Annotated in this window: 27 protein-coding genes and 3 pseudogenes; 18 read left to right on the forward strand and 12 right to left on the reverse strand. The window is 72.9% G+C overall.

The features are described from left to right. Positions 1-23: 23 nt before the first annotated feature. Entirely contained in the window at positions 24-833 is an 810-nt protein-coding gene (locus ACZ4E1_RS21780) for a VOC family protein (RefSeq protein ID WP_467541534.1), read from the reverse strand. Between the two features lie 158 nt (positions 834-991). Here ACZ4E1_RS21780 and ACZ4E1_RS21785 point away from each other — a divergent pair, with 158 nt between their 5' ends. Both ACZ4E1_RS21785 and ACZ4E1_RS21790 read left to right on the forward strand, forming a co-directional pair. After that, positions 992-2,110 (forward strand): PP2C family protein-serine/threonine phosphatase, encoded by a 1,119-nt coding sequence (locus tag ACZ4E1_RS21785; protein WP_467541536.1) that lies wholly within the window; start codon positions 992-994, stop codon positions 2,108-2,110. A gap of 64 nt (positions 2,111-2,174) precedes the next feature. Then, complete coding sequence (locus tag ACZ4E1_RS21790) at positions 2,175-3,221, forward strand: S66 family peptidase (RefSeq protein ID WP_467541537.1); 1,047 nt, start codon at positions 2,175-2,177, stop codon at positions 3,219-3,221. Between the two features lie 15 nt (positions 3,222-3,236). On the opposite strand, the gene ACZ4E1_RS21795 is transcribed toward ACZ4E1_RS21790, so the two are convergent. Genes ACZ4E1_RS21795 through ACZ4E1_RS21805 form a run of 3 tightly spaced genes read right to left on the reverse strand, consistent with a single transcriptional unit; the run spans position 3,237 to position 5,013 of the window. Beyond that, a complete protein-coding gene (locus ACZ4E1_RS21795; protein ID WP_467541539.1) occupies positions 3,237-3,398 on the reverse strand; it encodes a hypothetical protein in 162 nt (53 codons plus the stop codon). Positions 3,399-3,439: 41 nt separating this feature from the next. Continuing rightward, complete coding sequence (locus tag ACZ4E1_RS21800; RefSeq protein ID WP_467541541.1) at positions 3,440-4,294, reverse strand: universal stress protein; 855 nt, start codon at positions 4,292-4,294, stop codon at positions 3,440-3,442. Between the two features lie 53 nt (positions 4,295-4,347). Further along, positions 4,348-5,013 carry a class I SAM-dependent methyltransferase gene (locus tag ACZ4E1_RS21805; protein WP_467541543.1) on the reverse strand — a complete coding sequence of 222 codons (666 nt, stop codon included), beginning with the start codon at positions 5,011-5,013 and terminating at the stop codon, positions 4,348-4,350. Positions 5,014-5,081: 68 nt separating this feature from the next. Here ACZ4E1_RS21805 and ACZ4E1_RS21810 point away from each other — a divergent pair. Then, a pseudogene (locus ACZ4E1_RS21810) lies at positions 5,082-5,362 on the forward strand (MerR family transcriptional regulator); the annotation flags it as partial. Here ACZ4E1_RS21810 and ACZ4E1_RS21815 read toward each other — a convergent pair. Next, complete coding sequence (locus ACZ4E1_RS21815) at positions 5,269-5,628, reverse strand: ArsR/SmtB family transcription factor (protein ID WP_467541546.1); 360 nt, start codon at positions 5,626-5,628, stop codon at positions 5,269-5,271. The pseudogene ACZ4E1_RS21810 and the gene ACZ4E1_RS21815 sit on opposite strands and share 94 nt — an antisense overlap. A 106-nt stretch (positions 5,629-5,734) precedes the next feature. Here ACZ4E1_RS21815 and ACZ4E1_RS21820 point away from each other — a divergent pair, with 106 nt between their 5' ends. Next, the gene (locus tag ACZ4E1_RS21820; RefSeq protein WP_467541548.1) at positions 5,735-7,051 is read left to right on the forward strand and encodes an MFS transporter; all 1,317 of its coding nucleotides are present in this window, start codon (positions 5,735-5,737) and stop codon (positions 7,049-7,051) included. Here ACZ4E1_RS21820 and ACZ4E1_RS21825 read toward each other — a convergent pair. From ACZ4E1_RS21825 to ACZ4E1_RS21835, 3 genes are all read right to left on the reverse strand, one after another. Next, positions 7,017-8,189 (reverse strand): permease, encoded by a 1,173-nt coding sequence (locus ACZ4E1_RS21825; RefSeq protein WP_467541942.1) that lies wholly within the window; start codon positions 8,187-8,189, stop codon positions 7,017-7,019. The genes ACZ4E1_RS21820 and ACZ4E1_RS21825 overlap by 35 nt on opposite strands. A gap of 130 nt (positions 8,190-8,319) precedes the next feature. Next, positions 8,320-9,036 (reverse strand): DUF305 domain-containing protein, encoded by a 717-nt coding sequence (locus tag ACZ4E1_RS21830; protein ID WP_467541549.1) that lies wholly within the window; start codon positions 9,034-9,036, stop codon positions 8,320-8,322. A gap of 119 nt (positions 9,037-9,155) precedes the next feature. Beyond that, positions 9,156-9,602, reverse strand: a complete 447-nt coding sequence (locus tag ACZ4E1_RS21835; protein ID WP_467541551.1) for a hypothetical protein — start codon at positions 9,600-9,602, stop codon at positions 9,156-9,158. Positions 9,603-9,811: 209 nt separating this feature from the next. On the opposite strand from ACZ4E1_RS21835, the gene ACZ4E1_RS21840 reads away from it, so the two are divergent. Both ACZ4E1_RS21840 and ACZ4E1_RS21845 read left to right on the forward strand, forming a co-directional pair. After that, positions 9,812-10,381, forward strand: a complete 570-nt coding sequence (locus ACZ4E1_RS21840) for an Rv1733c family protein (protein WP_467541553.1) — start codon at positions 9,812-9,814, stop codon at positions 10,379-10,381. Positions 10,382-10,469: 88 nt separating this feature from the next. Next, positions 10,470-11,351 (forward strand): alpha/beta fold hydrolase, encoded by an 882-nt coding sequence (locus tag ACZ4E1_RS21845; RefSeq protein WP_467541556.1) that lies wholly within the window; start codon positions 10,470-10,472, stop codon positions 11,349-11,351. 32 nt (positions 11,352-11,383) lie between these two features. Here the strand turns inward: ACZ4E1_RS21845 and ACZ4E1_RS21850 are convergent, their stop codons facing one another. Then, positions 11,384-11,836, reverse strand: a complete 453-nt coding sequence (locus ACZ4E1_RS21850) for a winged helix-turn-helix transcriptional regulator (protein ID WP_467541557.1) — start codon at positions 11,834-11,836, stop codon at positions 11,384-11,386. Between the two features lie 148 nt (positions 11,837-11,984). Here ACZ4E1_RS21850 and ACZ4E1_RS21855 point away from each other — a divergent pair, with 148 nt between their 5' ends. Then, entirely contained in the window at positions 11,985-12,902 is a 918-nt protein-coding gene (locus ACZ4E1_RS21855) for a zinc-binding dehydrogenase (RefSeq protein ID WP_467541559.1), read from the forward strand. 87 nt (positions 12,903-12,989) lie between these two features. Then, entirely contained in the window at positions 12,990-13,337 is a 348-nt protein-coding gene (locus ACZ4E1_RS21860; RefSeq protein ID WP_467541561.1) for a VOC family protein, read from the forward strand. A 60-nt stretch (positions 13,338-13,397) separates the two neighbouring features. On the opposite strand, the gene ACZ4E1_RS21865 is transcribed toward ACZ4E1_RS21860, so the two are convergent. Together ACZ4E1_RS21865 and ACZ4E1_RS21870 are read right to left on the reverse strand one after the other, a co-directional pair. Beyond that, positions 13,398-14,492, reverse strand: coding sequence for an HAD family hydrolase (locus ACZ4E1_RS21865; RefSeq protein ID WP_467541563.1), 1,095 nt, complete (start codon positions 14,490-14,492; stop codon positions 13,398-13,400). Between the two features lie 89 nt (positions 14,493-14,581). Further along, positions 14,582-15,190, reverse strand: a complete 609-nt coding sequence (locus tag ACZ4E1_RS21870) for a TetR/AcrR family transcriptional regulator (RefSeq protein WP_467541566.1) — start codon at positions 15,188-15,190, stop codon at positions 14,582-14,584. An 81-nt stretch (positions 15,191-15,271) separates the two neighbouring features. On the opposite strand from ACZ4E1_RS21870, the gene ACZ4E1_RS21875 reads away from it, so the two are divergent. The 10 genes and pseudogenes from ACZ4E1_RS21875 to ACZ4E1_RS21920 all read left to right on the forward strand — a co-directional run bounded on the left by ACZ4E1_RS21875 (position 15,272) and on the right by ACZ4E1_RS21920 (position 23,984). Next, complete coding sequence (locus ACZ4E1_RS21875) at positions 15,272-15,790, forward strand: cupin domain-containing protein (RefSeq protein ID WP_467541568.1); 519 nt, start codon at positions 15,272-15,274, stop codon at positions 15,788-15,790. A 126-nt stretch (positions 15,791-15,916) separates the two neighbouring features. Beyond that, positions 15,917-16,680: pseudogene (locus ACZ4E1_RS21880) on the forward strand (crotonase/enoyl-CoA hydratase family protein). A 68-nt stretch (positions 16,681-16,748) separates the two neighbouring features. Next, positions 16,749-16,910 (forward strand): annotated as a pseudogene (locus ACZ4E1_RS21885) (CoA transferase); the annotation flags it as partial. 53 nt (positions 16,911-16,963) lie between these two features. Next, positions 16,964-17,185: an AMP-binding enzyme gene (locus ACZ4E1_RS21890; protein ID WP_467541944.1), complete on the forward strand. Its 222-nt coding sequence runs from the start codon at positions 16,964-16,966 to the stop codon at positions 17,183-17,185. A gap of 148 nt (positions 17,186-17,333) precedes the next feature. After that, a complete protein-coding gene (locus ACZ4E1_RS21895) occupies positions 17,334-18,230 on the forward strand; it encodes an acyl-CoA thioesterase (RefSeq protein ID WP_467541946.1) in 897 nt (298 codons plus the stop codon). 226 nt (positions 18,231-18,456) lie between these two features. Then, the gene (locus ACZ4E1_RS21900; protein WP_467541570.1) at positions 18,457-19,614 is read left to right on the forward strand and encodes an acyl-CoA dehydrogenase family protein; all 1,158 of its coding nucleotides are present in this window, start codon (positions 18,457-18,459) and stop codon (positions 19,612-19,614) included. Between the two features lie 26 nt (positions 19,615-19,640). After that, positions 19,641-20,399: an SDR family NAD(P)-dependent oxidoreductase gene (locus ACZ4E1_RS21905; protein ID WP_467541573.1), complete on the forward strand. Its 759-nt coding sequence runs from the start codon at positions 19,641-19,643 to the stop codon at positions 20,397-20,399. A gap of 28 nt (positions 20,400-20,427) precedes the next feature. Next, positions 20,428-21,588, forward strand: a complete 1,161-nt coding sequence (locus ACZ4E1_RS21910; protein ID WP_467541575.1) for a thiolase family protein — start codon at positions 20,428-20,430, stop codon at positions 21,586-21,588. Positions 21,589-21,617: 29 nt separating this feature from the next. Beyond that, complete coding sequence (locus ACZ4E1_RS21915) at positions 21,618-22,796, forward strand: acyl-CoA dehydrogenase family protein (RefSeq protein ID WP_467541577.1); 1,179 nt, start codon at positions 21,618-21,620, stop codon at positions 22,794-22,796. A gap of 9 nt (positions 22,797-22,805) precedes the next feature. Beyond that, on the forward strand, positions 22,806-23,984 hold the full coding sequence (locus tag ACZ4E1_RS21920) for an acyl-CoA dehydrogenase family protein (protein WP_467541579.1): 1,179 nt from the start codon (positions 22,806-22,808) through the stop codon (positions 23,982-23,984). Positions 23,985-24,069: 85 nt separating this feature from the next. On the opposite strand, the gene ACZ4E1_RS21925 is transcribed toward ACZ4E1_RS21920, so the two are convergent. Continuing rightward, entirely contained in the window at positions 24,070-24,984 is a 915-nt protein-coding gene (locus ACZ4E1_RS21925) for an enoyl-CoA hydratase-related protein (protein ID WP_467541581.1), read from the reverse strand. Positions 24,985-25,139 lie beyond the last annotated feature (155 nt).

The raw sequence follows: 25,139 nt of genomic DNA on the forward strand, positions 1-25,139 counted from the left end.
CGTCCCCTCACCGTGTCACGACGTCACTTCGAGGCCGACGCCTCCGGGGTCAGCACGACGAAGTCCGCACGCGACGGGTCGAGACACACGGCCAGCCGTCCCACGCCCGGAGCGTCGTCCGGGCCCATCTGCACACTGCCGCCGTGCCCGGTCACCTGCGCGACCGCGGCGTCGCAGTCGACGACGTCGAACACCGGGTGCCAGTACGGGCGTCCGTCCGCGAGCGCGAGATGCTCCGCGGGGAGCTCCATGAGACCGCCCTGCATACGCTCCGGGGGCAGGCCCGCGGGCGTGATGAGGGTGTACGTACCGCCGCCGCCCGGCAGCTCCGTGTCGGAGAACTGCCAGCCGAAGACCGTGCCGTAGAACTCCTGGGCGCCCTTGGCATCGGTCGTGTAGAGCTCCGTCCAGGACAGCGCGCCCGGGGCGTCCACCAGCTCGACACCCGTGTCCGAACCGGGCTGCCAGGCGGCGAACTGCCCACCCAGCGGGTCGGTGTACTGGGCCATGCGACCCCACTCGCCGAGGTCCCTCGGCGCGACGCGCACCGTGCCTCCGGCGCGCTCCACGGCCTCGGTCGTCGCGTCCGCGTCGGCGACCGTGTAGTAGATCATCCAGGCGGGACGGGCGCCCTGCTCGGTGAGCTTGCCCAGGCCGGCGACGATCTTGCCGTCCTTGCGGAACATCCCGCCTTCCATGTCCTCCCCGCCGCCGCTCATGGGCTCGTAGTCCCAGCCGAGCGTGGAGCGGTAGAAGGCCGCCGCGGCCGGCACGTCGGGCGCACCGAGGTCGAGCCAGCAGGGCGTGCCGGGGGCGAAATCGGTGGTGATCATGGGCCTTCCTTTCGCAGATGCCGTACGGGGCCCAGCCTGCCACCGGCGACCGGCACCCGCCCCTCGACCGCGGCCCGGGCGGACGTCCGCCCAGGTGAGCCGTGATCGGGTGCATGCCAGCTGGTGCGAGCCGGACCGGCGCGGTGTAGGCAGGAGTCATGCCACAGCGATCCGAGGGGCTCCGTTGGCCGGCGCGGGCGAGCCGTTCGCTGGTCGTCGTGCCGGTCGTGTGGATCGTCGCGGTCGTCGTGACCGACGTCCTGGTACCCCCCGACGTCCACCTCGGGCCGCTGCTGGTCGCCGCGCCGGCGATCACCCCGTCGTTCGGCGGCCCCCGGACCGTGGGAGCCGTGGCCGCGCTGGCGGTGCTCGCCCAGGCGCTCATCGGGGTGCTGCGCGACCCCGACACCCTGTTCTCGGCCAACCACCAGGCACAGATCATCGCCCTGGCCCTGGTCGGGATCTGCCTCGTGGTCTTCTGCGTCGTGCGGGACCGCCGGGCGGAGGAGCTGAGGCGGGTGCGGTCCGTGTCCGAGGCCGCCCAGCGCGGAGTGCTGCCGCCGCTGCCCAGCCGCATCGGGCCGCTGCGCGTCGCCTCGCGCTATCTCGCCGCGGAGGCCGAGGCGCAGATCGGCGGGGACCTGTACGCGGCGGCACGGACCACCTCCGGCACCCGGCTGATGGTCGGCGACGTGCGCGGCAAGGGGCTCACCGCGGTGAGCGACGCCGCGCTGCTGCTCGGGGCGTTCCGCGGCGCGGCCCATCGCCAGGCGGGCCTCGGGGAGTTGGTGGCCTATCTGGACCGGAGCGTGTGCTGGGACCTGATGGAGCCCGGCGAGACGCTCCGCCCCGGCGAAACCTTCATCACCGCCGTCTTCCTCGACATCCCCGACGACGGGGGCGCCGTCCAGATGATCTCCTGCGGGCACCCGCCGCCGATCGTCCTGCGCGACGGCCTGCCCACGACCATGGACGCCACCCGTCCCGCGCCGCCGCTGGGCCTCGGCGAACTGACGCCCGTGCGCTACCGCGTCGACCGCTTCCCCTTCGAGCCGGGCGAACTGCTCCTGCTCTACACGGACGGCGTGACCGAGGCCCGCGAGCCCGGCGGCCCCTTCTACCCGCTCACCGAGCGCGTCACCGGCTGGACCGAGCAGGACCCCGACCGGTTCCTGCACCGCCTGCGCGGCGATCTGCTGCGACACGTGGGCGGTCACCTCGACGACGACGCCGCCATGATCGCGATCGGACGGCCCGTCGAGCCGGGGGCGAGCTGAGGCCGCCCGCACCCGGCAGGAAAACGCTGGTGCGTGCCGCGCGCCGGGTTCCTATCCTCGGCGGATGAAGCCGCCCGAGCGTCCGCCCAAGCCCGTGCCCGGCGACCGCGTCGCGGTCGTCTCCCCGTCCTCCGGGCTCCCAGGTGTGCTCCCGCTCCCGTACGAGCTCGGTCTCGAACGGCTGCGCGAGGAGTTCGGCCTGGAGCCCGTCGAGTATCCGGCGACCCGGAAGATGAACTCCACACCCCAGGAGCGCGCCGACGACCTCCACGCCGCGTTCGCCGACCCGACCGTCAAGGCGGTGGTGGCCACCATCGGCGGCGACGACCAGCTGACCGTGCTCCCGTTCCTGGACCGCGAGCTGATCCGCGACCACCCGAAGCCGTTCTTCGGCGTCAGCGACAACACCAACTTGCTGCTGTTCCTGCGGAACCTGGGCATCGTCGGCTACCACGGGGGCTGCCTGATGACCGAGTTCGGCCGCCCGCACCGCATCCACCCACTGACCGCCGACTCCCTGCGCGCCGCCCTGTTCACCCGCGGCCCCTACGAACTCCGGCCCGCCGAGCGCTACCGCGACACCGACCGCGATTGGGCGGACCCCGCCACCTTCGAGGCGGAGCCGGACTCGGAGCCGGCCGGGGGCTGGATCTGGCACCGCCCCGAGCGCACGGTCGAGGGCCGCGCCTGGGGCGGCAATCTGGAGATCCTCTCCTGGCTTCTGATGGCCGACCGCGAAATCGAACGGGACGTGTCCGCCTACGAGGGCGACGTGCTGTTCCTGGAGACGTCCGAGGAGCTGCCGCGCGCGGAGGAGGTCCACCGGATCCTGCGCAACATGGGCGAGCGCGGCCTGCTGGCCCGCTTCCCCGCCCTCCTCATGGGCCGCGCCAAGGCCTGGTCCTTCGAGCGCCCGAACGACCTCCAGGCCCGACGGCGCTACGCCGACGAGCAGCGCGAGGCGGTCCTCCGCGCCCTGGCCACGTACGCCCCGCACACGATGGCGGTCTTCGACGTGGACCTGGGCCACACGGACCCCCAACTGGTCATCCCCTACGGAGGCCTGGTCCGCGTGGACGGCCCGGCCCGGCGCATCACCGTCACGTACTGATCCAGGCCACCCCGCTCAGAAGGGCACGGTCAGACCCGCGTCGCGCAGCACGACCAGCGCCCGGCCGAGACATTCCGCGGCCGTGGCACCGTCGGCCCGCAGGCCGTGCGGCAAGGGGCCGCCACCGGCCGCGAAGGTCCACGGCGGCCGGCCGGCCCGCAGTCGCTCGGCATCCACGCGGATCAGGGCGTCGACGCCCTCGCCGAGCTGCGCCCCGGTCAGTGCATCGGGACGACCGCGACCGGGGCGGTGCTGTGGTGGACGACCGTGTGGATGACGTGGCCCAGGCGCGGGCCGACGGGGAGTTTGCGGGGGCGGTGGCCCACGATCACCAGCTCCGCGTCCTGGGACGAGTCCTCCAGGCGGTCGCCTGCGGGGCCCTCGACCGCCCCGGCGGTGGCCTCCACGTCCGGGAACCGTTCAAGCCAGGGCATCAGTCGCTCGTCGAGGCTGCCGAGCGCTCCGATCCGCTCCTTCTCGCCCATTTTCGGATCCATGACGCCGCCGTACCCGTAGAAGGTGGGCAGCGGTCGGCTGTACAGGAACCGGATCGGGGCGTTGCGGCGGGCCGCCTCCGTGAAGGCGAAGGCCAGCAGGGGGTCACAGGAGTGCTCGATGTCGACGCCCACCACGATCCCGGCGGAGGCGGCGGCCCGCTCGGCCTCCCGCGCCCGGACCAGGACGACCGGATGCCGGGCGCTGCCGAGGACCGAGAGCGCGACCGAGCCGGAGACGAAACCGTGCACGGTCCCGAGCCCGCGCGAGCCGAGCACCAGCAGGTCCGCCTCGTCCGCCGCCGCCGTGAGCTCGGCCGCCGGCCGGCCGTGCAGTCGCTCGGTGAGCACCTCCAGGTCGGGGTGCTCCCGCCGTGCGCGGTCGGCCTCGTCCCGCAGGAGCGCGTCGATCCGCTCGGCGTGGGCCCGGTCGTCCTCGGTCGGCGGCTCGTCCTTGCGCTCCACCACGTGGGCCAGCCGCAGCGGCACCTCGCGCAGCACGGCCTCGCGGGCCGCCCAGCGGGCGGCGGCGACACTCTCGGGGGAGCCGTCCAGCCCCACCGTGACCTGGGCAGTCATGACTACCTCCACAAAGCCGGCCGTTTCACTCCTTCCAGGTTCGTACAGCGGGCTCAGCCGCGCAGCAGCACGGGCTTGCGGGCGAGGAAGGTGGCGTAGGTCCGGTCGGCGCCCTCGGCGGGTTCCTCGACCAGGCGCGCGGTGAGGGCGAGGCCTGCCCGGGTCAGGAGTGCGGCGATGCGGTCCGGGGGCAGGAGGTAGGAGGCGTAGGAGACCGGATGGCCGCCGTACGCCTCGGTGGGGCGCAGGTGCCGGTCGTCCCCGACGTGGCCGGCCAGCATCAGGCAGCCGCCGGGCGCGAGCGTCCGGTGGAACTCGCCGAACAGCAGCGGCAGCGACTCCGGTGGCGTGTGGTGCGTGGAGTAGTACGCGAGGATGCCGCCGAGCGCGTCGTCCCGGATCGGCAGCGAGGTCATCGAGCCGACGCCGAACCACAGGTCCGGACGGGCGGCGCGGGCCAGCCCGGCCATGGCGGGGGAGAGGTCGATGCCGAACACCGGCACGTTCCGCTCCGCCAGATAGGCCGTGACCCTGCCGGGCCCGCACCCCAGGTCCCCGACGGGCCCGAGCCCCGCCGTGCGCGTCGTCTCGGCGAACGCGTCGAGCATCCCCCGCGACAGCGGATCCAGCTCCGCCGGAGTCTTGACCCGCTCGACGTAGGCGGACGCGACCCGGTCGTACGACTCCTGGACGGCGGCGAGATGGGAGAGGTCGGGCATGCCGGGACTCTAGTGTGCGGGGCCGGACCGTTCCGGGCGTTCGACGGTTCCCGGCCGTTCCCGGCGTTTCAGCGGGTGATCGGCGGCGCTACGCGTCCGCGGACGTCGACTGGCTGCGCGACTGCGTCAGGCTCCGCGAGTCCGGCATGCCGCTGAGATCCGGGCCCTGGAGGAGGGCCGCTCCGTGATCGCCTGGAGGGTCGGCGTGTACGCCGAGCATCTGGAGCGCGGCGAGGCCGGCGGCCTGACGGTCGGTCAGTCGTGCGGCGCCTGGCCGCTGACGCGGTGGTCGGCGTGGCTGAGCGCCTCCATGACCAGCCGCCTCAAGTGCCCGTCGGTCAGCCGGTAGTGGACGTACCGGCCCTCGCGGCGCGTCTCGACGAGGCCCGCGAGCCGCAGCTTGGCCAGATGCTGACTGACGGCCGTGCGCGACACGGCGCACCGCTCGGTCAGCGTGCTCACGTCCGACTCCTCCAGGGCGAGGAGCCACAGCAGGTGCAGCCGTGTCACGTCCGACAGCAGCGCGAACACGCGCGTCGCCTCGGTGAGCCGGGCGGCGTCGGGCTCACGCAGATGCGCACCTGCCGCAGCTGGGACTGCTTCGCGTTCGGACATGCCGCAACCCTAGGGCCCGGGACCGCTGTACGCCCATAACCATCATGTGCGCAGATGCGCACATGATGGTTATGCTGAAGGCCGCCGACGCCCGGGGAGCCGCCGCATGCTGTCCGTCCTGCGTGATCGCACCTACCGCCGTCTGTTCGCCGCCCAGGTCGTCGCCCTCACCGGCACCGGCCTCGCCACGGTGGCGCTGAGCCTGCTCGCGTACGACATCGCGGGCGGCGGAGCGGGCGAGGTCCTCGGCACCGCGCTCGCGATCAAGATGGTGGCCTACGTGTTCGTCGCCCCGGCCCTCGGCGCCTTCGCCGGCCGGCTGCCGCGCCGGACCCTGCTGGTGGGCGCCGACCTGACGCGGGCGGCGGTCGCCCTGTGCCTGCCCCTGGTCGACCAGGTCTGGCAGGTCTACGTCCTGATCTTTCTGCTCCAGTCGGCTTCGGCCGCGTTCACCCCGGTCTTCCAGGCGGCGATCCCGGACGTGCTGCCCGAGGAGCGCGACTACACCCGGGCCCTGTCGCTGTCCCGGCTCGCCTACGATCTGGAGAGCCTGTTCAGCCCGGCGCTCGCCGGGCTGCTGCTGACCCTGGTCACGTACGACTGGCTGTTCACCGGCACCACGCTGGGCTTCCTGGCCTCGGCCGCCCTGGTCGTGTCCGTCGCCCTGCCGAAGCCGGCCGCCGCGCCGTCCGGCGGCCCCGCCCGCACGAAGGCAGCCGCGGGCACCCGCCTCTTCCTCCGCCTCCCGCGACTGCGCTCACTGCTCGCGCTCAACCTGGCCGTGGCCTGCGCGAGCGCCCTGGTCACGGTGAACTCCGTCGTGTACGTCAAGGGTGTCTTCGGCCTGTCCGCCGGATCGCTCTCCCTCGCCCTGGGCTGCTACGGAGCCGGGTCGATGGCCGTCGCGCTGGTCCTGCCGCGTGTGCTGGAGCGGGTGCCGGACCGCCGGGTGATGCTCGGCGGTGCCCTGCTGCTGACGGTCGCCTTCGTGGGGACCGGTGCCGTCACGGCCGGGCGGGGCGGGAGCTGGCGGTGGCCGGCGCTCCTGGCGGTGTGGGCGGTGTTCGGCGCGGCCTGCTCGATGGTGCTGACGCCGACCGGCCGCCTGATCCGGCGCTCGGCACCTCCGGCGGAACGGACGGCGGCGTTCGCGGCCCAGTTCTCGCTGTCCCACGCCTGCTGGCTGCTCACCTATCCGCTGGCGGGCTGGCTCGGCGCCACGGCCGGACTCGGCTGGGCCGTCGCCGCGCTCGGCGCCCTCGCGTCGGGCGCGGGCCTGGCGGCGGTACGGCTGTGGCCCGCGTCGGCGGAGCCGGCGGCGCGGGAGCGGCACCCGGTCGTCGCGCACGAGCGCCGCGGCCTCGCGCCCGGCCACCCCCACCACCGGGTCATGGGTCCGATCGACGCCCGGCCGGGGGCGTAGGCGCGTCGTCCGGCGCTCCGCCCATCATGCGCAGCATCCCCAGGCCGCCGGTGCCGACGAAGCGCGCGACGAGCACGGCCGCGAGGGCGAGGAAGGCGATGTTGAGATACGTCGTGTAGTTCCAGCTCACGCCCTCCATGGGCACGGTGGCGTCCCGCTGGTCGGGCACGAGACCGAGGCCGCCGAAGAGGAACTCGACGACGTATCCGGCGGCGGCCATCGCCGCGTAGAACGTGCCGAACAGGAAGGCGGCCGTCCGCGCGCCGTAGTACTTCCGGTAGATGGAGAGGATCGGCAGGATCAGCAGGTCGGCGTAGAGGAACGCGATCACGCCGCCGAAGCTGATGCCGCCCTGCCACAGCACGACGGCGAGCGGCACGTTGCCGATCGAGCAGACGAAGGACGCGACGGCGACGAGCGGCCCGATCAGCGGGCCCCAGAGCTTCGCCGCCAGCGGGTGGCCCTCGAAGAAGAAGGCGCGCCAGAACGATTCGGGCACCCACGCGGCGACGGCCCCCGCGATCAGCAGCCCGGCCACCAGGTCGCGCAGGACGGCCGCCCACTCCATGACGAACACGTGCGAGGTGGCGGTGAAGCCCTCCCGCGAGAACAGGCGGGCCGCGAACCCGCCCTCCTTGCGGACGGACATGTCCATCGCCGCGTGCCCCTCCATCGATCCGGCCAGGCCGCGCTCCGCCTGCGTACGGGCCTCGCGCAGGAGCCGGTCGCGCAGCAGCAGCCGGAACAGGACCGCGAGCAGCACGATCATGATCGGGCCGCCCACGAACTCGGCGGCGGTGAACTGCCAGCCCATCAGCAGGGCCAGGATCACCCCCAGTTCGACGACCAGATTGGTGGAGGCGATCTCGAAGGCCATCGCCGCGGTGAAGTTCGCGCCCTTGCGGAACAGCGAGCGGGCGAGTGCGACCGCGGCGTACGAGCAGGACGACGACGCGGCGCCGAGCCCGGTGGCCAGCGCGAGGGTCCGGGGGCGGTCGTCGCCGAGCAGCGTCACGACGGTCGAGCGGCGCACGACGGCCTGCACGACGGCGGAGAGCGCGAAGCCGAGGATCAGGGCCCAGGTGACCTCCCAGGTCATCGCGCCTGCGATCTCCAGGGCGTGCAGTACGGCGTGCAGTACGGCGTCCATGGGCGTGTCTCCTCGGGGCGGACGACAACGGGCCGGGGGGTGGGGGTGGTGTACGGGCGGGTGAGGCGGCCGGTCCCGGGGTGCCGGAACCGGCCGCCGTCGTACGTCGGCCGACGAATCAGAGCCGGTCGAGGATCTTCTTCATCCGGGTGATCTCGGCGCTCTGCCCCTTGATCACGTCAGCGGCGAGCTTCTTCGCGTCGGCGTTCTTGCCGTGCTTCCGCTCGTCCTCGGCCATGGCGACCGCGCCCTCGTGGTGGGCGATCATCAGCCGGGCGAACTTCTTGTCGAAGTCCTTGCCCCGGGCGGCCTTGAGATCGTCCATGTCCTGGTCGGACATCATCCCGGCCATGCCCGAGCCACCCGAGTGGTCCATGCCGGGCATGTCACCGCCCTCGTGCTCCGAGGAGCCGGCCGTCGGACGGGGCTCGCCCCAGGCGTCGAGCCAGCCGTTCATCGTGCTGATCTCGGGATCCTGGGCCTTCTCGACGGCGTCGGCGAGGCTCTTCACCTCGGGGTCGGCGGCGCGGCCGTCGGCGAGCTTCGCCATCTCCAGGGCCTGCCGGTGGTGCGGGATCATCTGCTGCGCGAACGTCACGTCCGCGTCGTTGAAGGCGGCGCCGCCCGGCTCGGCCGAGGCGCTGTGGTCCATCCCGGGCATCGACGTGTGGCCGGCCCCGGAGTCCTCCGACGAGCCGCATGCCGCGAGGGCGAGCGCGAGCACGGCGGTGGCCGCGGCGGTCGCGAGGGCCCGGCGGCGTACGGGAGTGACGGGGGTGGTGCGGGTGACGGGAGTGGGGGGAGTGAGGAGAGTGAAGGGCTTCTTCACGGACATGGTGGGTGTCTTTCGGGTGGGCGCACCCGGGTGCGGGCGCGCGGAACGGGCATGACGCGGTCGCCGTCCCGCCCGGGAACCCCTGCGACAGGGCGGGGAGCGGGAGCGGCGGGCGCCCGTCACGTCCGCGCGACACACACCTGGATCAGGAGCCCTCGGCCGCCCCGCGGCGGCCCGCGATAGGCCCGGCCGGCCGCGCCGGGCCGGCATCCGATCAGCCAGGTCATGAACAGGGCCGCCAGGCCGAACACGAGGACCGCGTCCGCCGACGGCAGCGGCAGGCGGTCCCGGGCCGGCGTGAACACGCAGGTCTCCCCGCCCGTCCGCGACACGGCGGGGCCGGCCTGCGCGGACCGCTCGTCGCGCGGGGTGCCCGCAACCACGGGGGCATGCCGGGCCGCGTGCGCCGCTGCCGTTTCCGGCGCCGCCGCGGGCCCCGACATCGACATCGACGCCGAGGCCGATGCGGCCATCGGCACGGACTCGCCGTGGCAGCCCCCGGCCGCGTTCGCCGGGAAACCGTGCATCAGGAACAGGCCGGCCAGTACGGCACACAGCGCGAGCACGCGGGGGACCCCCCGCCTGATGCACCCGCGCCGACGATTCACGGCTGCCACGCTACCCAGTCGCGCCGCACGAGGTGCGCACCGGCGCCCGCCGGGTTCTCCTGACGAGGGTGCGAAAGTCGGCCGTTCCCGGGTGACACCTGGAGCCGGGGCGCGACGCACGCGACAATGAGGACAGGGCCTCGATCCGGGTGAAGAGGTGGCGGCCCATGGGTGACGTACGCCGACGGCTGAGGTGGTGGGGGCGCGGTCCCCTCACGCGGGACTGCGATGTGTTCGAGGGCTGGGTCGTGCTCGTGGCCTGGATCGTCGCCGTCCTGGGCGGCGTCCTGGCCGGGGTCGTGGCGGGCACGGCGACAGAGGCCTCGCTGAGCAGGGAGCGGGCCGAGCGCCTGCAGCTCTCCGCCGTCGTGGTGAAGGAGGCCCCTCGTCCGCAGCTGATGCAACCGGGCAGCGGCGCCACCCGCGCCACCGTGCGCTGGACCGCCCCCGACGGCATCACGCACACCGGCACCGCGAAGGTCGCGGCCGGGACCGCCGCGGGCACGCACGTCACCGTGTGGACGGACCGGCAGGGCGACCGCCTGTCGCCGCCGGTGAACCCGGCTGAGTCCCTGTTCGGCGGAGCCATGGCCGGGATCCTGGCCGCGGGCGGCACGGCCGTGGTCGTGGGCGCCGGCACGAAGGGCGTGCGCCTGCTCGTGGAGCGCCGGCGCCTGGCCGGCTGGGACGCGGAATGGGCGCAGGCCGACGCGCGGTGGCGCCGCACGGCGGGCTGACGGGACGGGACACGCAGGCGCAGGTCAGACACTGTGGCGTGCCCGAAATCGCGGTGCGCCGCGGGGGCGGCCGTGAAAAGGTTCGCGCATGCCGATCGTCGACGTGTCCCCCGAGGTGTCCCTCGCCTACGAGACCTTCGGCGACCCAGGGGACCCACCCGTCCTGCTCGTGATGGGCTTCGGGGCGCAGCTGCTCGCCTGGCACGAGGACTTCTGCCGGGAACTGGCCGCACGAGGCCGCTACGTGATCCGGTACGACAACCGCGACTGCGGCCTGTCCACCAAGTTCGCCGACCACCCCGTCGACCTGGGCGCGTTCATCGCCGCCGTGAGCTCCGGAGACTTCCCCGCGGCCCTCGCGATGATCCCCTACCGGCTGTCCGACATGGCCGCCGACGGCCTGGGCCTGCTCACCGCGCTCGGTGTCGAACGCGCCCACGTGGTCGGCGCCTCGATGGGCGGAATGATCGCCCAGACGATGGCCCTCGCCGACCCCGAGCGGGTACTGACCCTCACGTCGATGATGTCCTCGACCGGCGAGAGCGAGTACGGCCGGCCCAGCCCCGAGGCTCAGGCGGTGCTCTTCACCCCGAAGCCCGCCGAGCGCGAGGCGTACGTCGCGGCGGCCGAGCGTGAGCTGGTGTGGGCCTCCCGGCGCTACGCCGACGCGGCCGGGCTGCGCGAGCTGGCCTCCGCCAGCTACGACCGCGCCTACTACCCCGAGGGGATCGGACGCCAGTTCGGCGCCATGATCCTCAGCGGTTCCCGCGCGGACGCGCTGCGCGGCCTGCGCACGCCCACCCTGGTGATCCACGGACTGGACGACACGCTGATCGACCCCAGCGGCGGCCGGCGCACCGCGGAACTCGTCCCCGGCGCCGAACTCCTCCTGATCCCGGACATGGGCCACGACCGCCCCCGGGAACTCTGGCCCCGCCTCGTCGACGCCCTCGCGGCCCACACGGGCTGACGGGGCGCTCCCGGGAGGCCGGGGCCGTACCCTCAGCCGGCGGAGTCCCGTTTCTCCCGGTCGTAGCCGTCGCGGTGCTGGAGGACCTCCTCCATGTTCCCCTCCGCCCACGCCTTGATGCCCCGCATGACTCCCTGGAGCGAGCGGCCGAGACCGGTCAGCTCATAGGTGACGGTGACGGGCACCGTGGGCGTCACGGTCCGGGTCACCATCCCGTCGCGCTCCAGCGAGCGCAGCGTCTGCGTCAGCATCTTCTGACTCACGCCCGAGATCCGGCGGGACAGCTCGGAGAACCGCAGGGGCCGGGGCGGGTCGTCGGAGGCGGCGCCCGGCAGCGGGCCGTCCCCGCCGAGCGCGGCGAGCACGAGAGCGACCCACTTGTCGGAGATCCGCTCCAGGAGCTGACGGCTCGGACACGCCGCCAGGAACGCGTCGTACTCCGCTTTGGCCACCGCCCGCCTCTGGGACGCGGTGCTGGTCGTCATGGCTCGTCTCCTCCGCTCGGTGACTTAGGCACTTCAAGGTGCCTACTTCCCGCTGGAGAGCGGGTGCCTTCATGGTGGTGGTGCACCCGGGGAATGGCAAGACCTCGCAAGCCCACCCCATGAGGCCTTCACGAAGGAGCAGTTGACGATGCATCAGACGATGTCGAAGCGAGCCGTGGTACGCGTTCCGTCCGGGCCGGGATCCATCGAGACCGTCGAGGTCCCGGTGGCCGAACCGGGTCCTGCGGAGATCCGCGTCAAGATCGCCGCCGCGGCGGTCAACCCCGTCGACCTGGGAGTGGCCGGCGGCGTATTCCACCGGCTCGGCATGGTCCACCAGCCGGACCACACCGGCCTCGGCTGGGACTTCGCCGGCACGGTCGAGGCCGCCGGAGCCGACGCCGGACTGGAGGTCGGCACCCGGGTCGCCGGGTTCCTGGACGGCTTCGACCGCGACCACGGATCCCACGCCGAGCACCTCCTGGTCCCCGCCGCGAACGTCGCCGTCGTTCCGGACGCCACGGACCTGGTCGAGGCGGCGACCGTGCCGCTCAACGCCACCGCGGCGGCCCAGCTCGTCGACCTCCTCGGCGAGGCGCCGGGCGCGGCACGGCGCCTGCTGGTGACCGGCGCGGCCGGCGCGGTGGGCGCGTACGTCGCCGTCCTCGCGCAGGACCGCGGCTGGCAGGTGACCGGAATGGCCCGTGCGGCCGACGAACCGTTCGTCCGGGGCCTCGGCGCCGACTTCACCACCGAGCCGGGGGAGGGCTGGGACGCCGTGGCCGACGCCGGAGCCCTCCAGGAGGACGCCCTGCGGGCGGTGCGGGACGGGGGCCGCTTCATCGGCGTGCAGCCGGCCGCGCGGCTCCCCGAGATGCGCGGCGTCACCGTCGACGTCGTGTTCGCCCGCCCCGACGGCGCGCTGCTCGCCGGACTGCTCGACCGGGTGGCGAAGGGAGAACTGCCCGCGCGCGTCCACGCCGTCACCCCGCTGGCCGAGGCGGCTGCCGCGTACCGGGCGATGGCCGAGGGCGGCGTCCGCGGCCGGATCGTCCTCGTCCCCTGACGGCCCGGCGTGGGGCCGCGGTTCGATCCGCGGCCCCGGGGTACCCGCCGCCGCGGCACGACCACTTCCGGGAAGCTGGTGGACTCCATGAACATCGCGCGCGTCCTGATGGTCGCACCCGTACGGGACATCGATGCCGCCGTCGCCTGGTACGAGCGGCTGCTGGGGCGCCCGGCGGACACCCGGCCGATGCGGTCACTGGCCGACTGGCACCTCACCCCGACCGGATGGCTCCAGGTCTTCCAGGACCCCGGGCACGCCGGCTCGGCGCTGCTCAACCTCGAGGTGCCCGACCTGGACAAGGCCCTGGCCGGACTCGCCGACCGGGGCCTGACACCGGGACCCGTCCAGGAGGGCGGGGTGCGCACCCGGTTCGCCGCCCTGGACGACCCCGACGGGAACCGGGTCACGCTGCTGGAGAACCCGGTGACGTGACCCCGCCGCCGGGCCCGGTCCTCCTCGCACACCCGGCAGCGGGCGAACTGCCCTGGAAACTCAGCGGATCTGATCCGGTGTCACCGTCAGCCACCGCCTGTCCGCCGTCACCTTCTGTCCCAGCTCCTTCTGCCGCTGCGCGCCCGCGGCCTTCATCCCGTCGATCTCCTTCATGTACTTGTCCTTGCGGTTGACCCAGACGCGGACGCCGCCGTGCTCGACGTCCGTCGAGCGGAAGAGCATGGGCCCGTCGCTCTTCGGGGTGTCACCGGCGGCCAGGATCGGCTTCTGCCAGGGGTCGACGTACGTGGAGATCGCGGCGGGCTTGCCCTCGTACCAGGTGGCGGGGGCCCAGAGTGTCGACGTCAGTTCGCGGTCGGCGAGCTTCGCGGGGTCGAAGGTGCCCGCGGCGATCTCCTTGCGGGAGCTGGTGACGTCGCCCGTCCTGCGGTCCTTGAGGAGGGCGGAGACCCCGAGCACGTTCTCGGGGCGTACGCCGTAACCGTACTTGGGGTCGGCCAGCACCATCCGGACGAGGTCCTCGCTCGCGGCGCTGACCACGTAGACCCGGATGCCGTGCCGGCTCAGCGAGCGGTAGAGCTCCTGCATGCCCGCGGAGAGCTGCGGCGGCTTCACCCCGTCGGGCAGCGGCCCGTCGTAGGCCAGCAACTCGTCCACGTAGCCCTTGAGTTGCTTCAGCGTGAAGCCGGAGAAGATCTGCGCGGCCCACGGGTAGGACACCTGGTCGTCGATGTCGCACAGCCGCGCGTAGTACTCGGTCAGCGTCTCCTTGTGCGTGGCCGTGTCCTTGAAGGGGATGACCTTCAGGGCCGGGTCCATGGTGGCGCGCGTGAGGACGCCCTTCATCTCCAGGAACGGGAGCAGCGATTCCTCGAGGTCGTTGCGGTACGAGGTGTTGTCGGCGTCGAAGACGGCGTACGCGCCCTCGTGCTCGTGCGCGGTGATGACCTGCGCGAGCTTCTCCGCCACGGGCGCCGGCCAGTGCGACAACTCCGAGGCCACCGCCCGCTGTCGGGAGCCGGCCGTCGTCGCCTGCGGGTCCGGCCACAGGGCGCCCGCCGCGATCACCACCCCGGTCAGAGCCAGGGCGGCGCCGAGAGGAACGAGCTTCTTGTGTATCGGATGTAGGTTCACGCCGCGAAACGATAGACGCGCGCTCCGTTTCGCGTGCCGGTGATCGGCATGGCCTGCCGGGGAGTTGGGCGAACGGCGGGCAGCCCGGCTCAGGAGGTGGGGCCGACGGCGCCCACCAGCGTGACCATGACCTCGACGGCCTCGCGGTCCGAGAGTCCTTGCTCCCGGCACAGTGAGCGCCAGGTCGAGAACGCCGCGGCGTGGCCGATCGCCGCCCGCCGCACCGGTGCGGCGCCGCCTGGCCACGGCTCGGCCAGCACCTCGACGTACTGCCGGGTCATCGCCTCACGGGCCCGGCGGATCGACTCGGGAACGGCGTGCTGGTCGCGGATGACCAGGGTCAGCATCTGCTCGCCGGCGCGGTAGAAGCGGTAGAGGTCGGCGAGCCCGGCCGTGAGCCGCTCGACGGGGTCCTCGATCGTGCGCCACCGGTCCGGGCGGGGCGGCTCCTGGCGCGACATCCAGTGCCCCGAGCAGGCCTCGAACAGGGCTGTCTCGTCCGGGAAGTGCCGGTAGACGGTCATCCGCGTCACCCCGGCGCGCTCGGCGATCGCGGCGATGCTCGTCGCGCCCGGGCCCGCGGTGCCGTGCAGATGCACGGCGGCCTCGACGATGCGCCGCCGGGTCCGGTCCACGTCCTCGGCGCGCTTGCGCATCTCGTAGCCACGCGATTTCGACGAACGCTGGTGTTCACTCAAAGCTTGACACCTCTGGGACCGCGGCGGAGACTTTTAGGAGAACGCCAGTGTATCGCCAAAAAGTGCACCGAGGTGATCACCATGACTGAATCGCCGGCACCGCCGCTCACCGTCGTCCGCCCCGGCGAGGGACCCCAGGGCTTCCTCGGCTCCATCGGAGTCGCCTTCAAGCTCTGGGGCGCGGACACGGACGGAGCGGTCTCCGTCGTCGAGCACCCGTTCCCGGTCGGCGCCCTGGTCCCGCCGCATCTGCACACCCGGGAGGACGAGTACTCGATCGTCACCGAGGGCGAGATCGGCTTCCGGTCCGGGGACCGCGAGGTCGTCCTGGGGGCCGGCGGCTACATCACCAAACCGCGCGGGGAACTGCACACGATGTGGAACGCCGGAGCCGTCCCGGCCCGGATGATCGAGATCATCAGCCCCGCGGGGTTCGAGCACTTCTTCCGCGAGGTGGTCGAGATGTTCGAGGACGAGCAGCCGCCGGCCGCCGAGGCGCTGCCTGAACTCGCCGCCAAGTACGGCCTCGAACTCGGCCGGCCCGACTGGCTGCCCGACGTCATCGCGCGCTTCGACCTGACACCGCCGCCCGGCCTCTGACCGGGGGCCGCGCGGGTGCGGGGCGGGATCACCGGGTGTGCGGGGTGGACAAGCGTGCGTGGGCCCTCGTAGCTTAACGAGCGTTCGACGGAGCGCAGTGAGGCAGATCCAGAGCTGGGAGCCCGCATGGCCGACGCAGTACTCACCGCATTCCGCGACGACGGCATCACCGTCATCACCCTCAACCGCCCCGAGGCCCGCAACGCCGTGAACCGGGCCGTCGCCGAGGGCGTGGCCGCAGCGCTCGACGAACTCGACCGCAGGGACGACCAGTCCGTCGGCGTCGTCACCGGCGCCGGCGGCACGTTCTGCTCGGGCATGGACCTCAAGGCGTTCCTCGCCGGGGAGCGGCCCGTGGTGGAGGGGCGAGGCCTCGCCGGGATCACCGAGGCGCCGCCCCGCAAGCCGATGATCGCCGCCGTCGAGGGCTACGCGCTGGCCGGCGGCTGCGAGATCGCGCTGGCCTGCGACATGGTCGTCGCCGCGGACGACGCCCGCTTCGGGATCCCCGAGGTCAAGCGGGGCCTCGTCGCCGCCGCGGGCGGACTGCTGCGCCTGCCGCGCCGCATCCCGCCGCAGATCGCCATGGAGATCGCCCTGACCGGCGACTTCCTGGACGCCCCGCGTGCTCACGCCTACGGCCTCGTCAACCGGCTCACCGCGCCCGGATCCGCCCTCGACGGCGCGCTGGAGCGCGCGCCATCGCCGCCAACGGCCCCCTCGCGGTCCGCGCCACCAAGCGGATCCTCACCGAGGCCCGTACTTGGACCGCCGATGAGGAAGGGGAGCGGATGCGCGAGATCACCGCCCCCGTCTTCGCCTCCGAGGACGCGAAGGAAGGCCCGCGCGCCTTCGCCGAGAAGCGCGCCCCGCGCTGGACCGGACGGTGAGCACCGGACCGCTCGCCGGGATCCGCGTCGTCGAGCTCGGGGGCCTCGGCCCCGGCCCCTTCTGCGGCATGCTGCTCACCGACCTCACCGACCTCACCGACCTCGCCGACCTCGGCGCCGAGGTGATCCGGGTCGACCGGCCGGCCGAAGCAGGGCAGGCCACGCGGCACCCGGTGATCCACCGAGGCCGCACCTCCGTCACCGTCGACCTCAAGCACCCCGAGGGCGCCGCCGCCGTACGCAAGGTGATCGCCGGCGCGGACGCCGTCATCGCGTCGGCGTCATCGGGGCCCCGCACCCCGAGGTCGCCGAGCTGCCCGTCGCGTATGTCGTCCCCCGCCCCGGACATCCCGCTGGACCCGAACTCGCCACCGAGCTCATGGAGTTCGTGGCCGAGCGCGTCGCGCCGTACCAGCGGGTGCGCGAGATCCACTTCATCGAGGCCCTGCCCGTCTCCGCCGCGGGCAAGGTCCTCAAGACGGAGCTGCGGTGGCGCCACGCGTGACCGGCCCCGGAGTCGGCGGCACGTTCGAGCCCGCCTGGGCGCGCGCGGCGTTCGAGGGGGCCGCCGCGGGGGGCGTGACCGTGACCGGAATGATGGTGGACCGGCCCGGCTGCCAGCGGGTCCTGCGCGCACGGGGAGTGAGGGAAGGGTGAGCGGCATCGTGATCGGCGAACCGGCGACGGCGGACGGGCGGGACGCACCAGGGACCGGCGCCGCACCCGGCCCGCTCGGCAAGGGCGAGCACATCGCCGTCGAGGCGAACGGCGACGGCGCCTTCCTCGGGTACTGCCACTCCGGCCGCGCCCGCACCCGCAGCTACGGCGGCGCCGCCCTCGGCCAGGCCCTGGCCGCCGCGTACCGGACGGTCGACGAGGGCCGGGCCGTGCACTCCCTGCACGCCTACTTCCTGCGGGCCCTCTCGCCCGAGCGGCCCGTCCGGTACGAGCCCGAGGCGGTCCGCGACGGCCGCAGCTACTCCATGCGCCAGGTCACCGGCGTCCAGGACGGCAAGGAGTCGCTCACGATGAGCGTCTCGTTCAAGCTGCCCCAGCCGGCCTCGGGCCTCCGCCAGCCCGACATGCCCGAGGTACCGGGGGAGGTGCCGGGACCCGAAGGGCTCGGCGACGCCTGGGCGTTCCGCCCCACGGACCATCCGCTGCGCACCTCCCTGGAGTACCGCGAAGTGCCCCGCCCGCCGCACCCCGGCACGGGCGAGATCGTCCGCCACGCCTGGATACGGACCGTCGGCGCCCTCCCGGACGACCCCGCCCTGCACGCCTGCTTCCTCGCCTACCTCTCCGACGCGCCGCTCGCCCCGACCGCCCTCGTACCGCTCGGCGAACCCCGCCCGGCCGGTGTCGCCCTCGCCTCCCTCGACCACGCCATGTGGTTCCACCAGCCGGTCCGCGCCGACCGGTGGCTGCTCTACGTGTGCCGCAGCCGGGTCGCGGGCGACGGCCGCACGCTCGCGCACGGCGAGTTCTGGGACCGGGACGGCGGCCTGGTCGCGTCCGTGGCGCAGGAGGCGCTCCTCCACGTGCGCTGACCCGCGGCCACGACCTGGCCCCCCGGGGAGGTGGAGCGGGCGTGAAGCGGGCGTGAAGCGGGTCACCCCGTCCCCGGCACCCTGGACAGGGTTGCGGTACGGGCATAACTTAACGATCGTTCGACACGGAATCCGCGATGCAGGCCACATCCGGGCGCCCCGTTCGCTCGCGCTCGCAGGCCACTCCACTCCACTCCACTCGCACTCAGGACGAGAAGAGGTTGCCGTGCGCCGTACGGTGTTCAACGAGGACCACGAGGCGTTCCGTCAGACGCTGCGGGACTTCATCGCGAAGGAGGTCGTCCCGGTCCACGCCGACTGGGAGGAGCAGGGGCACCCGCCGCGCGACTTCTACCGCCGGCTCGGTGCGCTGGGCGTGCTCGGCATCCAGGTGCCGGAGGAGTTCGGCGGGGCGGGCGAGACCAGCTTTCGCTTCGCGGCCGTCGCCGCCGAGGAGACGACCCGGGCCGGCGTCACCTTCGGCAACTACTCGGTGCACGCGAACCTGATCCTGCCGTACCTGCTGACGTACGCCACGCAGGAGCAGAAGGAGCGCTGGCTGCCGGGGTTCGCCACCGGGGACCTGATGACGGCCATCGCGATGACCGAACCCGGCACCGGCTCCGACCTGGCCAACATCCAGACGCGGGCCGAACTGTCCGCCGACGGCAGCCACTACGTGCTCAACGGCGCCAAGACCTTCATCACCGGCGGCGCCCTCGCCGACCTCGTCCTGGTCGTCGCCCGCACCGCCCCCTTCGACCCGGCCGACCGCCGCGCGGGCCTGTCGATCCTCGTCGTGGAGTCGGCGAGCGAGGGCTTCTCCGTGGGCCGCAAGCTCCAGAAGATCGGCCTGAAGGCGTCCGACACCGCCGAGTTGGCCTTCGTCGACGTGAAGGTGCCGGTGGGCAACCTGCTCGGGCAGGAGGGCAAGGGTTTCTCGTACCTGTCCCACAACCTCGCCCAGGAGCGGCTGACCATCGCCATCGGCGGCGCCGCCACGGCCGCCGCCGCCCTGCGCTTCGCCACCGACTACGTGCGCGAGCGCACCGTCTTCGGACAGCCCGTCGCCCACTTCCAGAACACCAAGTTCGTGCTCGCCGAGTGCGCCACCGAGGTCGAGGCCGCCCAGCTGATGGCCGACCGCGCCCTCGAACTGCACGACGAGGGCGAGCTGTCGGTCGCCGACGCCGCCAAGGCCAAGCTGTTCTGCACCGAGGTCGCAGGCCGCGTCATCGACAAGTGCCTGCAGCTGCACGGCGGTTACGGCTACGTCACCGAGTACCCGATCGCCCGCCTGTACGCCGACACCCGCGTCTCCCGGATCTACGGCGGCACCAGCGAGGTCATGAAGACCATCATCGCCAAGTCGCTCGGCCTCTGAAACCCGCTCCCACGGAAGGATCCGACATGCAGATCGACGCCCGCTCCTCCGCCCTGGTCACCGGCGGCGCCTCCGGCCTCGGCCGCGCCACCGCCGAACGCCTCGCAGCCGCCGGCGCGCACGTCGTCGTCTTCGACCTGCCCACCTCCGACGGTGCGGCCGTCGCCAAGGAGATCGGCGCGACCTTCGTGCCCGGTGACGTCACCAGCGAGGCCGACGTCACCGCAGCCGTCGGCGCGGCCACCGCCCTCGCCCCGCTGCGGATCACCGTGAACTGCGCGGGTATCGGCGGCGCCGGACGCACCGTCGGCAAGGAAGGGCCCTACGACCTCGCCAAGTTCCGCAAGGTGGTCGAGGTCAATCTGATCGGCACCTTCAGCGTCATCCGGCTGGCCGCACAGGCGATGGGCGGCAGCGCGCCGGTCGACGGCGACCGCGGCGTCATCGTCAACACCGCTTCCGTCGCCGCGTTCGACGGGCAGATCGGTCAGTGCGCGTACTCCGCGTCCAAGGGCGGCATCGTCGGCATGACTCTGCCCATCGCCCGTGACCTGGCCCGCACGAACATCCGGGTGATGACCATCGCGCCCGGCCTGTTCGAGACGCCGCTGCTCGGGCGGCTGCCGCAGGAGGCCAAGGACTCGCTCGGCGCCCAGGTGCCGCACCCGGCCCGGCTCGGACTGCCCGCCGAGTACGCGCAGCTCGCCGAGTCGATCATCGTGAACCCGATGCTGAACGGCGAGACGATCCGCCTCGACGGCGCCATCCGCATGGCTCCCCGCTAAACCGCCTTCCCTTCCAGGGGAGTTCAGCATGCGTGACGCAGTGATCGTGGACGCCGTCCGCACTCCCGTCGGCAAGGGCAAGCCCGGCGGCGCCCTGTCCGGCGTCCACCCCGTCGACCTCTCCGCCCACGTCCTCCAGGCCCTCGCCGAGCGCAACGGCCTCGACCCCGTCACCGTCGACGACGTCGTCTGGGGCTGCGTGTCCCAGGTCGGCGAGCAGGCGGGCGGCGTCGGCCGGTACGCGGTGCTCGCTGCGGGCTGGCCCGAGTCCGTGCCCGGTCTCACCGTGGACCGGCAGTGCGGGTCCTCCCAGCAGGCCGTGCATCAGGCCGCTGCCGGTGTCATCGCCGGGCAGTACGACATCGCCGTGGCGGGCGGCGTCGAGTCCATGTCCCGGGTCCCGATGGGGTCCTCCCGCGCGGGCGGGCAGGTCGGCGCCCCGTACGGGCCGCTCGTCGGCGAGCGCTACGACCACTACCGGTTCGACCAGGGCGTCGGCGCCGAGATGATCGCCGAGGAGTTCGGCCTCACCCGCGCCGACCTCGACCGGCACGCCGCCGACTCGCACGAGCGGGCCGCCCGCGCCATCGACGAGGGCCGCTTCAAAGGGCAGATCACCCCGGTCACCCTCCCCGACGGAACCGTCTTCGACACCGACGAGGGCGTGCGCCGCGGCACGACCACCGAGAAACTCGCCGCGCTCAAGACCCCGTTCAAGGAGAACGGCGTCATCTCCGCGGGCAACGCCTCGCAGATCTCCGACGGCGCCGCCGCGCTCCTCATCACCACGACCGAGATCGCCCTGCGCCACGGCTGGACGCCGATCGCCCGCTTCCACACCGGCGTCGTCACCGGCGTCGACCCGATCACCATGCTCAAGGGCCCGATCCCCGCCACCGCCAAGGCACTTGAACGCTCGGGACTCGCCCTGGACGAGATCGGCGCGTACGAGATCAACGAGGCCTTCGCCTCCGTCTCGCTGGGCTGGCAGCGGCAGACCGGCGCCGACTACGAACGGATGAACCCCAACGGCGGCGCCATGGCCCTCGGCCACCCGCTCGGCGGCTCCGGCGCCCGCCTGATGACGACGCTCGTGCACCACATGAGGGACCACGGCATCCGCTACGGGCTGCAGTCCATGTGCGAGGGCGGCGGCATGGCCAACGCCACGATCCTCGAACTGCTCTGAGCCCCCTGCCGGTTGAGGCGTGCCGAGACGTGCCGAGTCGTACTGAAGGGACCACCGACACCACCATGGATGCCGCCGAGTTCAAAGCCGTACGGGACGCGGTGCGGCGTCTCGTGCGCGACGACGTCGTACCGCGCGAGGACGAGATCGAGGAGATCGACGCGATCCCGGAGAGCATCCGGCGCAAGGCGGTCGGCATGGGCCTCTTCGGGTACACCCTGCCCGCCGCGTACGGCGGACTCGGCGCCTCACTGTCCGAGGACGTGCGGCTGGCCTTCGAGTTCGGCTGGACCACGCCCGCGTTCCGCTCCATGTTCGGCACCAACAACGGGATCGCCGGCAAGGTCCTCGTCGACGCGGGCACCGGGGAGCAGCGGGCGCACTGGCTGCCGCGCCTCGCCGAGGGCGCCGTCGCCTCGTTCGCGCTGACCGAGGCCGAGGCGGGCTCCGATCCGTCCGGGCTCACCACGCGCGCCGTGCGGCAGGGCGACGGGTACGTCATCGACGGCACCAAGCGGTTCATCACGAACGCGCCGCTGGCCGACCTGTTCGTCGTCTTCGCCCGCACCGGCCCGGAGACCTACGGCACGAAGGGCATCTCCGTCTTCCTGGTCGAGGCGGACCGGCCCGGGGTCACCGTCGGCCCCCGCGACCACAAGACCGGGCAGGCCGGCGCCTGGACCGCCGAGGTGTGCTTCGACGGCGTACGGGTGCCCGAGGCGGCGCTGGTCGGCGGCGCGGAGGGCGCCGGATTCGGGGCCGCCATGACCTCCCTGATCCGGGGCCGCGTCCACATCGCGGCCCTGTGCGTGGGCATGGCCGAGCGGATCCTCGCCGAGTCCGTCGCCCACGCCGCCACCAGCCGGCAGGGCGGGCGGCCCATCGGCGAGTTCCAGCTCGTGCAGGGCATGCTCGCCGAGATCCAGACCGGAGTCCTCGCCGGGCGCGCCATGGTCCTCGACGCGGCCGAGAAGTACGACTCGGGCGAGGACCGCAGGATCCGGCCCTCCGCCACCAAGCTGTACTGCTCCGAGATGGTCTCCCAGGCCGCCGACCTGGGCGTGCAGATCCACGGCGGCATGGGCTACATGCGCGGCACCGTCGTCGAACGCTGCTACCGCGACGCCCGCCTCTTCCGCATCTACGAAGGCACCAGCGAGATCCAGAAGCTGATCATCGGGCGTGCCCTGCTCAAGGGAGCCGAGTGAGCCATGGCCATGACCGAGATCCCCCTCATCGCGCGGCTCTCCGACGACGAGCGCACCGTAGTCGAGGTCGTCGCGGACTTCGTCGACAAGGAAGTCCTGCCTGTAGTACGGGAGTTGGAGCACAGCAACACCTACCCGGAGAAGCTGATCGAGCAGATGAAGAAGCTCGGCGTGTTCGGTCTCCTCGCCCCGGCCGAGCACGGCGGCGTCGACGTGTCGACCGCCTGCTTCGCCCTCGTGGCCCAGGAGCTGGCGCGCGGATGGATGTCCCTGTCCGGGGCGATGGGCGGCCACTCCGTCGTCACGTACCTCGTCCGCACCTTCGGCACGCCCGAGCAGCAGGCCACGTACCTGCCGCGCCTGGCGACCGGCGAGCTGCGCGCGACCATGGCCCTGACCGAACCCGGCGGCGGCTCCGACCTCCAGGCCATGGACACCAGGGCCGTGCTCGCGGACGGCACCTGGACCGTCAACGGCTCGAAGACATGGATCACCAACTCGCGCCGCGCCGGCCTCGTCGCCCTGCTCTGCCGCACCGAGCCGAAGCGGGGCAAGGGGTTCTCCATCCTGCTGGTGGAGAAGGGCGCCGGGTACGTCGTGTCCAAGGACCTGCCCAAACTCGGCTACAAGGGAGTCGAGAGCTGCGAACTCGTCTTCGACGACGCGAGAGTGCCCGAGGCCGCCGTCCTCGGCGGCGTGTCCGGGGCCGGGTTCGCGCAGATGATGCGCGGACTGGAGATCGGCCGCATCCAGGTCGCCTCCCGCGCCCTCGGCGTCGCCCAGGCCGCGCTGAACGACGCCACCCGCTACGCGCAGGAGCGGCACACCTTCGGGCAGCCCATCTGGCAGCACCAGTCCATCGGCAACTATCTCGCCGACGGTGCCACCAAGCTGCGGGCCGCCCGCCTGCTCACCCTCGACGCCGCCGCGCGCGTCGACGCGGGGGAGCGGGCCGACCTGGAGGCCGGCATGGCCAAGCTGTTCGCGTCCGAGGTGTGCATGGAGATCGCCCTCAACGCCGTGCGGGTGCACGGCGGTTACGGCTACTCGACCGAGTTCGACGTCGAACGCTACTTCCGTGACGCCCCGCTGATGATCGTCGGCGAGGGCACGAACGAGATCCAGCGCAATGTCATCGCCAAGCAGCACATCGCCCGCCATCGTGTGGACGACGGAGGCCGCCGATGACCACGCCCGCCTTCGGCAATCCTGCGAATCCTTAAGAGAGTTGGCGGGTGCGGCGCCCCCTCGTGCTGTGCGGGCGCCCCGGCGGCTAGGACCCGGAGTCGCTGCGCCGAGCGTCCGACCACGGCAGATACGGCGGCAGATCCTCCGGCACCTGACCCGGGAACCGCGGTGCCCGGTGCTCGAAGAACGACCGCACCCCCTCCCGCGCGTCCGCTCCGCGCACCGTGTCGAACACGAGGCGGGAGTCGAGCCGGTGGACCTCCTCCGGGCTCTCGGCCCAGGCCATGCGGTACACCAGCTGCCGGGTGATCGCGACGGACACCGGCGCGGTGTGCGTGGCCAGTTCGCGGGCCAGCGCGTACGCCGCGTCGAGGACCTCGTCCGGAGCGTGCAGGCTGTGCACCAGACCGGCGGTGAGGGCCTCCTCGGCGGGCACGATCCGGCCCGACACCAGCCAGTCCATGGCCCGCGCCAGGCCCACGAGGCGGGGCAGGAACCAGGCCGAGGCGCCCTCGGGCACGATGCCCCGACGCGTGAACGGGAAGCCGAACTTCGTGCCGTGCGCGGCCAGTCGGTAGTCCGCCGGCAGCAGCATCGTCGAACCGACGCCCACGGCGGCGCCCCGTATGGCGGCGATCACCGGCTTGTTCAGGGTGTACAGCTCCCGGGTCACGAGACCGGCGGGCTCCTGATACGTGCCCTCCTCGATCTCGCGCAGCGTCTCCTTGTCGACATCCTGGGAGAAACCCTCGCCCTGGTCGCGGCCCGCGGAGAGGTCGGCGCCGACGCAGAAGTCCCGGCCCGCGCCCGTCAGGACGACGACCCGTACGACGTGGTCGGCGTCGGCGCAGCGCAGCGCGTGGGCCAGCTCGCCGGCCATCTGCCGGGTGTAGCCGTTGCGGGCCTCGGGGCGGTCGAGGGTGAGGGTGGCGACGTCGTCGGCGACGGCGTACGAGATCTGCTCGTACGCCGTCGTGGCGGTGCTGTCCTGTGTGCTCACGGGGGTCGCCCTCCTGGCCTGAGGGGGCGCGGCGCGCCCTCGGCAAGCGGTGAACAGATATGTTTAACGTTCGTTAAATTAGCAGATGCGGGCCCCGTCCACCGTGTTCCGTCGGGGGCGGAAAGTGGTACCCGTCGGGGGAGGGGGAGGCGCAA

The sequence above is a fragment of the Streptomyces sp. NPDC025806 genome (genome assembly GCF_055558275.1).